12 protein-coding genes are annotated in these 13,682 nt (G+C 71.8%); 9 read left to right on the top strand and 3 right to left on the bottom strand.

The window, feature by feature from the left end; all coding sequences use genetic code 11:
- Positions 1-43: 43 nt before the first annotated feature.
- From recA to dapF, 5 genes are all read left to right on the top strand, one after another.
- Complete coding sequence (recA, locus tag BKD30_RS09620; RefSeq protein ID WP_076704259.1) at positions 44-1,105, top strand: recombinase RecA; 1,062 nt, start codon at positions 44-46, stop codon at positions 1,103-1,105.
- Positions 1,106-1,238: 133 nt separating this feature from the next.
- A complete protein-coding gene (locus BKD30_RS09615; RefSeq protein ID WP_076704257.1) occupies positions 1,239-1,751 on the top strand; it encodes a regulatory protein RecX in 513 nt (170 codons plus the stop codon).
- Positions 1,752-1,853: 102 nt separating this feature from the next.
- Positions 1,854-3,404 (top strand): tRNA (N6-isopentenyl adenosine(37)-C2)-methylthiotransferase MiaB, encoded by a 1,551-nt coding sequence (miaB, locus tag BKD30_RS09610; RefSeq protein WP_076704256.1) that lies wholly within the window; start codon positions 1,854-1,856, stop codon positions 3,402-3,404.
- Between the two features lie 21 nt (positions 3,405-3,425).
- Positions 3,426-4,340, top strand: coding sequence for a tRNA (adenosine(37)-N6)-dimethylallyltransferase MiaA (miaA, locus tag BKD30_RS09605; protein WP_408033372.1), 915 nt, complete (start codon positions 3,426-3,428; stop codon positions 4,338-4,340).
- A gap of 135 nt (positions 4,341-4,475) precedes the next feature.
- Positions 4,476-5,495: a diaminopimelate epimerase gene (gene dapF / locus BKD30_RS09600; RefSeq protein WP_083956228.1), complete on the top strand. Its 1,020-nt coding sequence runs from the start codon at positions 4,476-4,478 to the stop codon at positions 5,493-5,495.
- Between the two features lie 73 nt (positions 5,496-5,568).
- Here the strand turns inward: dapF and BKD30_RS09595 are convergent, their stop codons facing one another.
- Both BKD30_RS09595 and BKD30_RS09590 read right to left on the bottom strand, forming a co-directional pair.
- Positions 5,569-6,060 carry a class I SAM-dependent methyltransferase gene (locus BKD30_RS09595; protein ID WP_235861589.1) on the bottom strand — a complete coding sequence of 164 codons (492 nt, stop codon included), beginning with the start codon at positions 6,058-6,060 and terminating at the stop codon, positions 5,569-5,571.
- 256 nt (positions 6,061-6,316) lie between these two features.
- On the bottom strand, positions 6,317-6,886 hold the full coding sequence (locus BKD30_RS09590; RefSeq protein ID WP_076704368.1) for a class I SAM-dependent methyltransferase: 570 nt from the start codon (positions 6,884-6,886) through the stop codon (positions 6,317-6,319).
- A 289-nt stretch (positions 6,887-7,175) separates the two neighbouring features.
- Between BKD30_RS09590 and hflX the strand changes: the two genes are divergently transcribed.
- Positions 7,176-8,789: a GTPase HflX gene (hflX, locus tag BKD30_RS09585; RefSeq protein WP_076704253.1), complete on the top strand. Its 1,614-nt coding sequence runs from the start codon at positions 7,176-7,178 to the stop codon at positions 8,787-8,789.
- Positions 8,786-10,900 carry an ATP-dependent DNA helicase gene (locus tag BKD30_RS09580; protein WP_076704251.1) on the top strand — a complete coding sequence of 705 codons (2,115 nt, stop codon included), beginning with the start codon at positions 8,786-8,788 and terminating at the stop codon, positions 10,898-10,900. Before hflX ends, BKD30_RS09580 begins: the two co-directional genes overlap by 4 nt.
- Positions 10,901-10,924: 24 nt before the next feature.
- On the opposite strand, the gene lexA is transcribed toward BKD30_RS09580, so the two are convergent.
- Positions 10,925-11,611 carry a transcriptional repressor LexA gene (gene lexA / locus BKD30_RS09575; protein WP_076704250.1) on the bottom strand — a complete coding sequence of 229 codons (687 nt, stop codon included), beginning with the start codon at positions 11,609-11,611 and terminating at the stop codon, positions 10,925-10,927.
- A gap of 344 nt (positions 11,612-11,955) precedes the next feature.
- On the opposite strand from lexA, the gene BKD30_RS09565 reads away from it, so the two are divergent.
- Both BKD30_RS09565 and BKD30_RS09560 read left to right on the top strand, forming a co-directional pair.
- Positions 11,956-12,393, top strand: a complete 438-nt coding sequence (locus tag BKD30_RS09565; RefSeq protein ID WP_083956227.1) for a LysM peptidoglycan-binding domain-containing protein — start codon at positions 11,956-11,958, stop codon at positions 12,391-12,393.
- Positions 12,394-12,463: 70 nt separating this feature from the next.
- Entirely contained in the window at positions 12,464-13,600 is a 1,137-nt protein-coding gene (locus BKD30_RS09560; protein WP_076704248.1) for a histidinol-phosphate transaminase, read from the top strand.
- Positions 13,601-13,682: the final 82 nt, after the last annotated feature.

The following is a 13,682-nucleotide window of genomic DNA, read 5'->3' as shown; positions in this document are numbered from 1 at the left end:
GACCGAAACCTGGCCACCGCGCCCACGACCGAAGAGGTGGAACATGCCGGCACCAGCCGACCGTCAGAAAGCCCTCGAGACCGCCCTCGCCCAGATCGACAAGCAGTTCGGCAAGGGGTCTGTGATGCGTCTCGGCGACGAGACACGCGCTCCCATCGAGACCATCTCGACCAGTTCCATCGCCCTGGACGTGGCGCTGGGGATCGGCGGCTTGCCCCGCGGGCGCGTCGTGGAGATCTACGGCCCCGAGTCGTCCGGCAAGACGACCGTCGCCCTGCACGCCGTCGCCAACGCCCAGCGCAACGGCGGCATCGCGGCGTTCATCGACGCCGAGCACGCCCTGGATCCGGACTACGCGCAGAAGCTCGGTGTCGACACCGACGCGCTGCTGGTGTCCCAGCCGGACACGGGCGAGCAGGCCCTCGAGATCATGGACATGCTGATCGGCTCCGGGTCGCTGGACATCATCGTCATCGACTCCGTCGCCGCGCTGGTGCCCCGCGCCGAGATCGAAGGCGAGATGGGGGACAGCCACGTCGGTCTGCAGGCCCGGCTGATGAGCCAGGCCCTGCGGAAGATCACCGGCCGGCTGAATCAGACCAAGACGACCGCCATCTTCATCAACCAGCTGCGCGAGAAGATCGGTGTCTTCTTCGGCAGCCCGGAGACCACCACCGGTGGCAAGGCGCTGAAGTTCTACGCCTCCGTCCGGGTGGATGTGCGTCGCATCGAGACCCTCAAGGACGGGGCCAACCCGGTCGGCAACCGGACGCGGGCCAAGATCGTCAAGAACAAGATGGCCCCGCCGTTCAAGCAGGCCGAGTTCGACATCCTCTACGGTTTCGGCATCTCCCGCGAGGGTGGCCTGATCGACATGGGCGTCGAGCACGGGCTGGTGAAGAAGTCCGGGGCCTGGTTCACCTACGACGGGGACCAGCTCGGGCAGGGCAAGGAGAACGCCCGGCAGTTCCTCAAGGACAACCCGGAGCTCGCCGACGAGCTGGAGCGGCGGATCAGGGAGAAGCTCGGCATCGGGGTCCAGGCAGCCGAGGCGGAGCCGGACGGCCCGCAACTGAAGGCGGTCGGGGACGACGACGGCTTCTGATCGACGCGGCGGCACTCGCCGCCGGCGCCCGGCGGGCGAGCCGTCAGCCGATCGCCCCGACCGTCCAGGACCACGGCCGGCCCCACCGCCGGACGAGCCGAACGAGCCGGATGCGCAGGCCGACCCGCAGGAGGTGGCCCGCAGCATCGTGCTGCGTCAGCTGACCGGGTCGGCCAAGAGCCGGGCGCAACTGGAACGCAAGCTCGCCGACCGGAACGTGCCCGAGGACGCAGCGACCGCGGTGCTGGACCGTTACGAGGACCTGGGTCTGGTCGACGACGCCGAGTTCGCCCGGGCGTGGGTACGCAGCCGCGCCGGGTACCGGCACCTGGGCAGGTCGGCGCTGCGCCGTGAACTCACCCTCAAGGGGGTGCACCGCGACACCATCGTCGACGCCCTCGACGACCTCACCGATGAGCAGGAGTACGCGGGCGCACTGGCGCTCGTCCGCCGCAAGCTCACCGCCGCGGACCGCCGCCAGCTGACCGACCCGGACGCCGACCGGCAACGCCTGGTCCGTCGCCTGGTCAGCATGCTCGCCCGCAAGGGCTACCCACCCGGCACGGCGTTCCGTGCGGTCAACGACGTGTTCGCCGAGGCCGGCGCGGACGGCCCGGACCCGGGCGAGGTGTCCGGGACGGACTGACCACAACCGCGTTTCCGGCACCTTCGACTCGGGGACGTCCACGTCCCGTGCATCTCGCGGCCACGGTCCGCGGCGAGCCACCACGGTCGGTACGCTGGTCCGGTGAGTTCGACCGTCTCCACCGCCCCGTCCGCGACCACCGACCGCGACGCACCCCGCACCTACCAGGTCCGCACCTTCGGGTGCCAGATGAACGTGCACGACTCCGAGCGGATCAGCGGGTTGCTCGACGCCGCCGGGTATCTGCCCGTGCCGGAAGACGCCGGTGAAGGCGACGCCGACGTCGTCGTCTTCAACACCTGCGCCGTGCGGGAGAACGCGGACAACAAGCTCTACGGCCACCTCGGGCAACTCGTGCCGGCCAAACGGAAGAACCCCCGGATGCAGATCGCCGTCGGCGGCTGCCTCGCCCAGAAGGACCGGGACACGATCCTGGCGAAGTCGCCCGTGGTGGACGTCGTCTTCGGCACCCACAACATCGGCTCGCTGCCCACCCTGCTCGACCGTGCCCGGCACAACCAGCAGGCCGAGCTGGAGATCCTCGAGTCCCTCGACGTCTTCCCGTCGACCCTGCCCACCCGGCGCGAGTCCGTGCACTCCGGCTGGGTGTCGATCTCGGTCGGGTGCAACAACACCTGCACGTTCTGCATCGTGCCCTCCCTGCGCGGCAAGGAGCGCGACCGTCGGCCCGGCGACATCCTCGCCGAGGTGCGCGCCCTGGTCGCCGACGGCGCCGTCGAGGTGACCCTGCTCGGGCAGAACGTCAACTCCTACGGCGTCGAGTTCGGCGAACGGGGCGCGTTCGCGGACCTGCTCCGCGCCTGCGGAACCGTCGAGGGCCTCGAACGGGTCCGGTTCACCAGCCCCCACCCGGCCGCCTTCACGGACGACGTCATCGACGCCATGGCCGAGACCGGCAACGTCATGCCGCAACTGCACATGCCGCTGCAGTCCGGCAGCGATGCGGTGCTCAAGGCGATGCGCCGGTCCTACCGGTCCTCGCGGTTCCTCGGCATCCTGGACAAGGTCCGCGACCGGCTCCCGCACGCGGCCATCACGACCGACATCATCGTCGGGTTCCCCGGGGAGACCGAGGACGACTTCCAGGCCACCCTCGACGTCGTCGAGGCCTCCCGCTTCTCCGCCGCCTTCACCTTCCAGTACTCGATCCGCCCGGGCACACCGGCCGCCACGATGGATCGGCAGGTGCCCAAGGCGGTGGTGCAGGAACGGTACGAGCGGCTGATCGCCCTGCAGGAGCGGATCAGCGGCGAGGAAAACCGCGCGCTTCTCGGCAGCACCGCCGAGGTGATGATCACCGCGGCCGCGGGGTCGAAGGCCGACGCCACCGGCCGCATCTCCGGCCGGGCCCGGGACAACCGGCTCGTCCATGTCGCCGTCCCCAGCGGGGGAGACCGGCCGCGGCCGGGCGACATGGTCACCGTCCCCATCACCGCCGCCGCGCCCTACCACCTGATCGCCGACCCCGTACCGGCCGACTACCGGCTGCGCCGCACCCGCGCCGGTGACGCCTGGGACCGTGCCCAGGCCGAATCCTGTGCCGTGCCCGCGTCGATGCCGCCCGCCGCCGACACGAACGGGCGCCCCGGCGCGGTGGCGCTCGGCATGCCCGGCCTGCCGGCCCGAGCGTGAGCCCCTGGCCGTCGTGACCCGGTGGTGAGCCAGCCCGACCCGGTGATCGCGATCGTCGGGCCGACCGGCACCGGCAAGTCCGACCTCGCCGTGGATCTCGCGGTCGCCCTCGACGGGGAGATCGTCAACGCCGACGCCCTGCAGCTGTACCGCGGGATGGACATCGGCACCGCCAAGCTGCCGCTCGCCGACCGACGGGGGGTCCCGCACCATCTGCTCGACGTGCTGGATGTCACCGACGAGGCGTCCGTGGCCGCCTACCAGCGGCAGGCCCGAGACGTCATCGACGCCATCACGGCACGCGGCCGCCGGGCCATCCTGGTCGGCGGCTCCGGGCTCTACGTCCGTGCCGCCCTGGATCGACTCGAGCTGCCCGGCACGGATCCGGCCGTCCGGGCCCGGCTCGAGCGGGAGGCGGGAGCGGCCGGGCTCCCGACCCTGCGGGACCGGCTCGCCGCCGTCGACCCCGTTGCCGCCGGTCGGCTGCACGACGCCCGGAGAGTGATCCGGGCGCTCGAGGTGCACGAGATCACCGGTCGACCGTTCAGCTCCTTCATGCCCGATCGCCGGTACGTCCGGCCCGCCGTCCAGCTCGGCTTGCGGCGACCGACACCGTCCTTGCGGGAGCGACTTGCCGCGCGCGTCCGGGCGATGGTCGCCGGGGGGCTCGCCCAGGAGGTCGCCCGGCTCGACGCGGCCGGACTGCGCCGGGGCCGGACCGCCTCCCGCGCCATCGGTTACGCCCAGTTCCTCGCCGTCGCGGACGGGACGCTCGATCAGGCGGACGCGGTGGCGGACACCATCACAGCCACCCAGCGGTTCGCGAAACGGCAGCGCACCTGGTTCGGCGCCGACCCCCGGGTGCACTGGCTCGACGTCGAGGGCACCGACCGGGACGGGCTGCTCGAAGCCGCCCTCACCCGGCTGCGGTCCTGATCGGGCCGCCGACTCCTGAGCGGTGCAACCGATCCACCGAGTGTGGCAGCTGAGGCTGCTGTGATTCGGTCCCGGTGCTCAGGAGCCGGTCCGGTCCCACTCGGCGGAGCCATTGCTCCGCGTTAGGCTGAGCAGATGTCCGCCGCAGATCCGTTCTCCCCCCTCACCGGCTCGCCGGCCGGGGTCGTCGCGGACGGTGTCCCGTCGGAAAGCAGGGTGCACGACGACGCGCTGGCCCGTGCCGCCGAGCGCTGGGCAGGCCTTCCCCTGACCAAGGGCCACGGCACCGGCAACGACTTCGTGCTGCTGGCCGATCCGGACGGCAACCGGCCGGTGGATGAGTCCACCGCGGCCGCGCTGTGCGACCGGCACCGTGGGGTGGGCGCGGACGGATTGATCCGCGCGGTCCCGTCGCGGCTGCTGCCCGAGGGCCGCGCGCTGCTGGCGACGGAGCCGGCCGCCCAGTGGTTCATGGACTACCGCAACGCCGACGGCTCCCTGTCGGAGATGTGCGGCAACGGCGTCCGCGTGTTCGCCGAGTTCCTGCGCCGCGAGGGCCTGGTCGCCGTGGAGCCGGGTGCGGTGCTGCCGGTCGGCACCCGAGGCGGCGTGAAGGTGGTCCGCATCGTCGAGGACGGCTACGCCGTGGACATGGGCCCGTGGAGCCTGGTCGACCCGGCCGTCGCCCGGGAGCGGGGCGCCGACGCCCGGGTGCGCACCGACGGCGTCGACGTCGACCGGCCTGCCCTGTCCATCAGCATGGGCAACCCGCACACCGTCGTCGCGCTGGCCTCCCGCGCCGAACTGGACCACCTCGTGCTCCTCCGGGCGCCGACCGTGGAGCCCCGGCCGCCCGCCGGAACCAACGTCGAGTTCGTCGTTCCCGCCGACCCGCTGATCGGTCCCGACGGCGTCGCCGACCTGGCCATGCGCGTGCACGAACGGGGCGTCGGGGAGACCCAGTCCTGCGGGACGGGAGCCTGCGCCGCCGCTGCAGCCATCCGCTTCTGGGCCGGCCCGGGCGCGCCCGATCGCTACCGCATCGCTGTGCCGGGGGGCGTCCTCGGCGTCGCGTTCATCCCGGCAGCGGACGGCACCGAGCACGTCGAACTCAGCGGCCCGGCGGTGCTGGTCGGCCGGATCGACCTGCTCTGACGGAGTCTCCCATCGAGTGGGCGCCGGTGCGGAGGGGAGCGCTGGGGAAGTCCGTGTCCACCTACAGGAAGAGTTACGAGGCGTCGTTGACGGCGATGCTCGGCTTCTGTGCGACAAATCGTAGGACCCGGCCCCCGGCAGTAGCGTGGAGTCGGAGCGGGTTCAGACCAGCTTGTTCCAGGGCGGCTCTGAACGCAGCGACTTCAATGAGGCGGTGCGGAGAGTGGTCGACCCAATGAATCCAGCGTGCGACGCGCGAGGAGAGCAGATCGTATCCGACGAACGACCCTCCCGGGCGCAGAACTCGAGCCGCCTCAGCGATCGCCTGCTCCCACTCGACCACATGATGGAGCATGAGGAAGCTCAACACCATGTCGAAGGACCCGTCCGCGAAAGGCAGGGCAGCGGCATCGGCCTGACGTGTCTCAATGGGGAGTCCCGCGAGGGATCGCTGCGCAGCCTGGACCATCGCGAGGTCGATGTCGGTCGTCGTGAGGTTCACCTGCCCGTTGGACTCAATGATTGCTGCGGCCATCGCCCCGCTACCGCCGCCGATCTCCAGCACGCGTCCAGCCAGGGGCCATCCCTGAGTCGCCCAGGGAACCATCCTCCGGGCCAGAAAGCGCCACGGAACACTGCGGCAGAACAGGACTTCTGCGGGCGACATTCGGGGCATGGTTTCCTCGCATCTACGCACCATCTCGGGCAGGGAAAGGGCCAGCTCCCGGAGCGGACAACACTGAATCGCCCCCAGCCGGCATGAACTCGACGAACGGGGCACTGTGCCGCCGATGTTACTCGGCGCCGTAGTTCGCTCCGCGTCAGTCCGCGCACTGCACGCGCAACAGCCGGAAGCCCTTGTCAGTGGCCGCCCGCTCGACCGTGAAATCCTCGCCCAGGGCCCCGGTCAGCCACCGCTGCAGCGAGTCCCCGCCGAGATTCTTCTGCACCACCAGCAGCGCCGTCCCGCCCGGCCGCAACCGCGGCACCCAGTGGGCCAGCAGTGCGTGCAGTGCCGCCTTCCCGATCCGGATCGGCGGGTTGGACCAGATCAGGTCGTACTGCTCGCCGGGTGGTACCTGCTCCGGTTCGACGGCGTGAACCCGGTCCAGCCCGAGCGCCGCCGCGTTGTGCCGCACCAGATCGAGAGCACGCTGATTGACGTCGACGGCGCGGACGTCGGCGTCGGGGGAGCGCAGGGCGAGCGTGAGCGCCATCGGGCCCCACCCGCAACCCAGGTCGAGGAAGCGGCCGGTGCGCGGCGGCGTCGGTGCGTACTTGAGCAGGACCGCGGTGCCCTTGTCGACCGCGTCGGGGCTGAAGACGCCGCCCGCGGTGCGCACCGTCACGGTGCGACCGGCGAGGGTGACCGCCAGGGTCCGCACCGTCATCGGGCCCGCGGGCTGCGCGGAGAAGTAGTGATCGGACACCTGTCCCACCCTACTTTCGTCCTACCCGCCCGGGGGCATGGTCGTGCCGGGGCGTTGCCGGTCGGAGCCGCGCGCCCGCGGGGACGAACGGGAAGAGACGGCGCCCGCCCGGTGTTGAACCCACCGGTGGATAACTCCGCTCCGGCGACGGGGCGGCGACTACCATGGAGACAGAGTCGGCTCACCGCAGAATCGCCGCACAGACGACCGCGTCGGTGCGCCGGACAACCGTTGCAGTACCAAGGAGACCATGACCCAGTCCCGACAGCCCACCTCTGGCACCCGCGAACTGGCCCCGGAGGACATGCAGGGTGTCATCGACCGCATTCTGGCGCGGGAGGACGCCGTGACCGGTACCGGTGCGCGCATCCGGGCGTCCGGCAGCACCTCGCCCACCGACGCGGGCAACGACCGTCACGACGCGTCCGCTCGCATCCTCGACCGCCGGGCCCTGGCCCTCGCGGAGGGCGAGGAGAACCGGACCGACTACGACGGCGACCAGGACGACCGGGCGGAGCGGCGTGCCCTGCGCCGGGTGGCCGGTCTGTCCACCGAACTCGAGGACGTCACCGAGGTCGAGTACCGGCAGTTGCGCCTCGAGCGCGTGGTGCTCGCCGGGCTGTGGACCGCCGGGACGGCGGCCGACGCCGAGAATTCGCTCCGCGAGTTGGCCGCCCTCGCGGAGACGGCGGGGTCCGAGGTGCTCGACGGCGTGGTTCAGCGCCGGTTGACCCCGGATCCCGGCACGTTCCTCGGCTCCGGTAAGGCCGAGGAGTTGCGCGGCATCGTCGCCGCGACCGGCGCCGACACCGTGATCGTCGACTCCGAGCTCTCGCCGTCCCAGCGGCGTGGACTGGAGGACATCGTCAAGGTCAAGGTCATCGACCGGACCGCGCTGATCCTGGACATCTTCGCCCAGCACGCCAAGTCCCGTGAAGGCAAGGCCCAGGTGGAACTCGCCCAGCTCGAGTACCTGCTGCCGCGCCTGCGCGGCTGGGGCGAATCGATGTCCCGGCAGGCCGGTGGCCGCGTCGGTGTCGCCGGCGGCGGCATCGGATCGCGTGGTCCCGGTGAGACGAAGATCGAACTGGACCGGCGCCGGATCCGGACCCGGATGGCCAAGCTGCGCCGCCAGATCGCGGCCATGGAGCCGGCCCGCGTGACCAAGCGCGGCAACCGACGGCGCAACGAGGTGCCCTCCGTCGCCATCGCCGGGTACACCAACGCGGGCAAGTCGTCGCTGCTCAATCGGCTCACGGATGCCGGCGTGCTGGTGGAGAACGCCCTGTTCGCCACCCTGGATCCGACCGTGCGCAAGGCGCAGACCGACGACGGCATCGGCTACACGCTCGCCGACACCGTCGGGTTCGTCCGGTCGCTGCCCACCCAGCTGGTCGAAGCGTTCCGGTCCACGCTGGAGGAAGTGGCCGACGCGGACGTGATCCTGCACGTCGTCGACGCCTCCCACCCGGACCCGGAGGGACAGATCGCCGCCGTCCGGCAGGTGCTGGCCGAGGTCGACGCCCGGGACATCCCCGAGGTCGTCGTCCTGAACAAGGCCGACGCCGCCGACGAACTGACGCTCGAACGCCTGCGCCGGCGGGAGCCGTCGAGCATCGTCGTCTCCGCCCGCACGGGCAAGGGCATCGACGAACTCAAGGAGCGGATCAGTGCGAGCATCCCGCGGCCCGACCAGGCCCTGGACCTGCTGATCCCGTACGAGCGCGGCGACATCCTCTCCCGGTTGCACGGTTCCGACGCTCAGATCGTCGCCCTGCACCACGACCCCGACGGGACACGGCTCACCGTGCGGGTCCGGGCGGGGCTGCGGCCCCTGCTCGACCCGTTCGTCATGACGTCGTGAGTGCCGGGCCCCGTCGGCGGGCCGCGGACGACGGTCCCGACGGTGAAGACACCGGCGAGACGGCGGGTGAAGCCGCTCCGGCGACCGCGCTGCTCGACGCCGCCGTTGCCGGGCTGGGCGGTGAACCGCGCGACGGACAGCGCGCGATGCTCGAACACGTGGACCGGGCGATCTCCGACGGTCGCCATCTGCTGGTCCAGGCCGGTACCGGCACGGGCAAGTCCCTGGCCTACCTCGTACCGCTGATCCGGCATGCCCTGGCCGCCGACCGGCCGGTCCTGGTGGCCACCGCGACGCTCGCGTTGCAGGCCCAGATCGTCGGCCGCGACCTGCCCCGGCTGCTGGAGACGCTGGCTCCCGAGCTGGACCGGCCGATCGACGTGGCGCTGGTGAAGGGCCGCGGCAACTACGTGTGCCGGCACAAGCTCGACGGCGGGTTCCCCCCCGAGGAGGACCCCGCCGACACGCTGTTCAGCCTCGGCGCCGACACGGCCGCGCCCCATCCCGCCGCGCCCCGGGCCGACGGACCGATCAGTGCCCTCGGCCGGGAGATCACCCGGCTGCGCACCTGGGCCGAGGAGACCGAGACGGGGGACCGGGACGAATTGCGGCCCGGCGTCTCCGAACGCGCCTGGCGCCAGGTCTCGGTCAGCGCCATGGAGTGCCTCGGTGCCCAGAAGTGCCCCGTGGCCGCCGAGTGCTTCAGCGAACGGGCCCGCCAGCGTGGCGCCGAGGCCGACCTCGTCGTCACCAATCACGCGATGCTCGCCATCGACGCGTTCGAGGGGCTCGCCGTCCTGCCCGACTACGACGTGGTCGTCATCGACGAGGCGCACGAACTGGCCGACCGGGTCACCGGGGCCGTGACGGGCCAGCTGTCCGCGACCATGGTGCACACCGCCGCGAGTGCCGCCCGCCGGCACACCGCCATCGACGTCACGGCGTTGCAGGAGGCGGCGGACGGTTTCGACGCGGCGTTGACGACGACGCCGACCGGCCTGCTCGCCCGCGGTCTCGACCAGGACCAGGCCACGGCGGTCAACCGGCTACTCGCCGCCACCCGGGCCGCGCTGTCCGACTCCAAGCCGGGCCAGGGGGCGCCGGCGGACGGCGGGCGGCAGCTGGCCCGTTCCCGGCTCAGCCAGGTCCACGAGGTGGCCGAGCGGCTGCTGGCCGCGGCACCGGCCAGCGACGCCGTGTGGGTCTCCCGGCCCGGCCACTGGTCACCCCAGACCGGCTACGCGGAGGCAGACCCGACCGACCCGGCGACCCTGACCATCGCGCCCCTCTCCGTCGCCGGCCGCCTGCGGGACGGGCTGTTCGCGGGCCGCACGGTGGTGCTCACGTCCGCGACCCTGGCCATCGGATCCGCGTTCGAGCCGGTCGCCGGCGCCCTCGGACTGCAGGGAACGGGTGCACCCGGCTGGACCGGCGTCGACGTCGGTTCCCCGTTCGACTACCCCCGGCAGGGCGTGCTCTACGTGGCGAAGCACCTGCCGCGTCCTGGTCAGGGCGTCTCCGCCGCCGCGCTGGAGGAACTGGAGGCCCTGATCCGCGCATCCGGCGGCGGAGCGCTCTGCCTGTTCTCCGCTCGGCGGGCCGCGGAACAGGCGGCCGACGCGCTGCGGGAGAAGCTGGACGTGCCGATCCTGTGCCAGGGGGAGGGCGGCACGGCGGCGCTGATCGAGCAGTTCGCCGCCGACCCCGACACCTGCCTGTTCGGCACCATGTCGTTGTGGCAGGGTGTGGACGTGCCGGGGCCCGCGTGCCGGCTCGTCGTGATCGACAAGATCCCGTTCCCGCGGCCGGACGACCCGCTCTCGACGGCGCGCACCCGCGCCGTCGCCGGTGCCGGTGGCAACGGCTTCATGGCGGTGGCGGCCACCCACGCCGCGGTGCGGCTCGCCCAGGGCGCCGGTCGGCTGATCCGCAGTCGGCAGGACCGCGGCGTCGTCGCCGTGCTCGACTCCCGGCTCGCCACCGCCGGTTACGGCGCCTTCCTCCGGGCGACGCTGCCACCGTTCTGGACCACGACGGATCGCGACGTCGCCCTGGCCGCGCTCAGTCGGCTCGCCGCCACCACCGGCGCTACCTCGGTCCCGGCCAGCTGACCGACTGACGTAGCGGACAGCGGCTCAGAGAGCGCGAACCACGGAGACGACCTTGCCCATCACGGTGGCGTGGTCGCCCAGGATCGGCTCGTACCGGGTGTTCTGGGGGAGCAGCCAGGTGTGCCCGTCCCGTTGCCGGAACGTCTTGACCGTCGCCTCGTCGTCGAGTAGCGCGGCCACGATGTCACCGTTCTCCGCGGCCTTCTGTCGCCGCACCACCACCCAGTCGCCGTCGCAGATCGCCGCGTCGATCATCGAGTCCCCGGAGACCTGCAACATGAACAGCTCACCGTGGCCCACCAGCCGGCGCGGCAGGGGCATCACGTCCTCCACCCGTTGGTCCGCCAGGATCGGCCCACCGGCAGCGATCCGGCCCACCAGCGGCACCATGGCCGTGTCCGTCGCCGACGGCGCGAGCGGCGCGGACACGGGGGCGGAGGGATCCGCGTCCGCCGCGGGGACGGGCTGCTCGGTCAGCGTGAGCGGGGTCAGCACCTCCATCGCCCGCGGCCGCTTGGGATCGCGCCGGAGATAACCGAGCCGTTCCAGCTGCCCGAGCTGGTGGGTGACGCTCGAGAGGCTGGCCAGGCCGACCGTGTCCCCGATCTCCCGCATCGACGGGGGGTAGCCGTTCGCGGTGACGGAGCGCTGGATGGTCTCGAGGATCCTCTGCTGACGGGGGGTCAGGCCCCGGGTTGCGTTTCGCTGCACGTCGGTGTCCTCTCACGGTCCGACCAGCGGCTGCGCGGCGGCGGCCGAGCCGGCTCTCGGCGGGCCCGGCGGCCACAGGATCCGGCTCTGCGCAGTTCTGTCGGTGGCGGTTGATGCACTGAGAACCACTCCGGTTCTCTGCCTCACACGTTAGGGGAGCGGAGCACCGTTTTCAAACATCTGTTCTAGCGAGTCTCGACATCGTTCGAGGATCAGTGCTAGAAAGAGTGAAGAACGGATTCGAAGGCGTATTCGAACGCTGGGCATCGAGACGGCTCCTCAGGAGTCGGAGTTCGGGTCCAGCGCGAGAGCGACCATCCGGATCCCTGACCGAGGAGGCTGGCATGTCGATCCACGTCCTGCACGCACCGAGTTTCACGTTGCCCGTCCGCCGCACCCGCCGCGCGAGTGCCCCGACCCCGAAGACCCCGACCCCGAAGACCCCGACCCCGAAGACCCCGACCCCGACGCTACGGCTGACCCGGCGCGGACGGCTCGTCCTCCTCGGCCTGCCCGTGCTGCTGGCGACGGCGGCGTTGCTGGCCCTGGTCGCGGTGTTCACCACGGCTCCCGCAGCTGCCGAGCAGGGCGTCCGTGCGGTTCCGTCCACGCCGGCGCTGCAGGTCACCGTCCAACCCGGGGAGTCGCTGTGGCAGGTCGCCGCGGCGAACGCTCACGGACGCGACACTCGCGACGTCGTCGCGCAGATCGTGGTGGTGAACGGCCTGGACGGCGACCGCATCGACGCCGGCCGGAAGTTGTACGTCCCGCTGGGTTCCTGACGCGGGGTTGCTGCTGCTCGACCCGAGTGGCCGATTCGCGGCCCCCGGGGTGCGTTCCTAGACTAGGACGGTGACTGCGAACGACGCCGAGGGACGACTGGAGCGCCTGGCCGCGTTGCCGTTGCGGGAGAACCTGCGGGGCGCAACGCCGTACGGTGCGCCGCAGATCGACGTGCCGATCCAGCTGAACGTCAACGAGAACACCCACCCCTTGCCGGATTCCGTGCGCGACGCGATTCTGCGCGGTGTCGAGGGCACCCTCGACACCCTCAACCGCTACCCCGACCGCGAGTTCACCACCCTGCGCGCGAGTCTGGCCCGCTACCTCGGGCACGGGCTGGACGCCGACCACCTGTGGGCGGCCAACGGGTCCAACGAGGTGCTGCAGCAGCTGCTCCAGGCGTTCGCCGGACCGGGCCGGACCCTGATGAGCTTCCCGCCCACCTATTCCATGTATCCGCTGCTCGCCTCCGGCACCGATACCCGCTACATCGCCGGTACCCGGGAGCCGGATTTCACCCTCACCCCGGACGCGGCGGCGGCCCAGGTCCGCGCGGAGGCACCCGACGTCGTCATCGTGTGCAGTCCGAACAACCCCACCGGCACCTCCACCGGTCTGGATGTCGTCGAGGCCGTCTACGCGGCCACGGAGCAGACCCGGTCCATGGTGATCGTCGACGAGGCGTACGTCGAGTTCGCGCACACCGGCACCCCGAGCGCTCTCCGCCTGCTGCCCGGGCGGGAGCGGCTGGTCGTCTCCCGCACCATGAGCAAGGCCTTCGGCATGGCCGGCACGCGGCTCGGGTACCTGGCCGCCGCCCCCGAGGTGACCGACGCCCTGCGGCTGGTGCGTCTGCCGTATCACCTCTCCGCGGTCACCCAGGCCGTCGCCCTGGGTGCCCTCACCCACGCCGACGCCCTGCTGGCCACCGTCGAGGACATCAAGGCCCAGCGCGACCGGATCGTCGCCGGGCTGGACCGGCTCGGTCTGACCCCCACCCCGTCGGACGCCAACTTCGTGCTGTTCGGTCCGCTCCGGGACGCCACGGCGGTGTGGCACGGGTTGCTCGACGCCGGCGTCATCATCCGCGACATCGGCCTGCACGGCCGGCTCCGGGTCAGCGCCGGCACCGAGGCGGAGACCACCGCCTTCCTGGACCGGATGCGGGAACTGGTCGACGCGGGTGTCGCCGTTCCTGCCCGATGACGGCGGCCAGCAGCCCGGCCGCGTCGCTCGATAGACTCGACCCCACCCTCTCCCACCCCGTCATCGCCCGTGACGACGAAGG

This window comes from Tersicoccus phoenicis (assembly GCF_001968835.1).
Taxonomy (GTDB): domain Bacteria; phylum Actinomycetota; class Actinomycetes; order Actinomycetales; family Micrococcaceae; genus Tersicoccus; species Tersicoccus phoenicis.
This window is presented reverse-complemented; position numbering and strand designations above follow the sequence as displayed.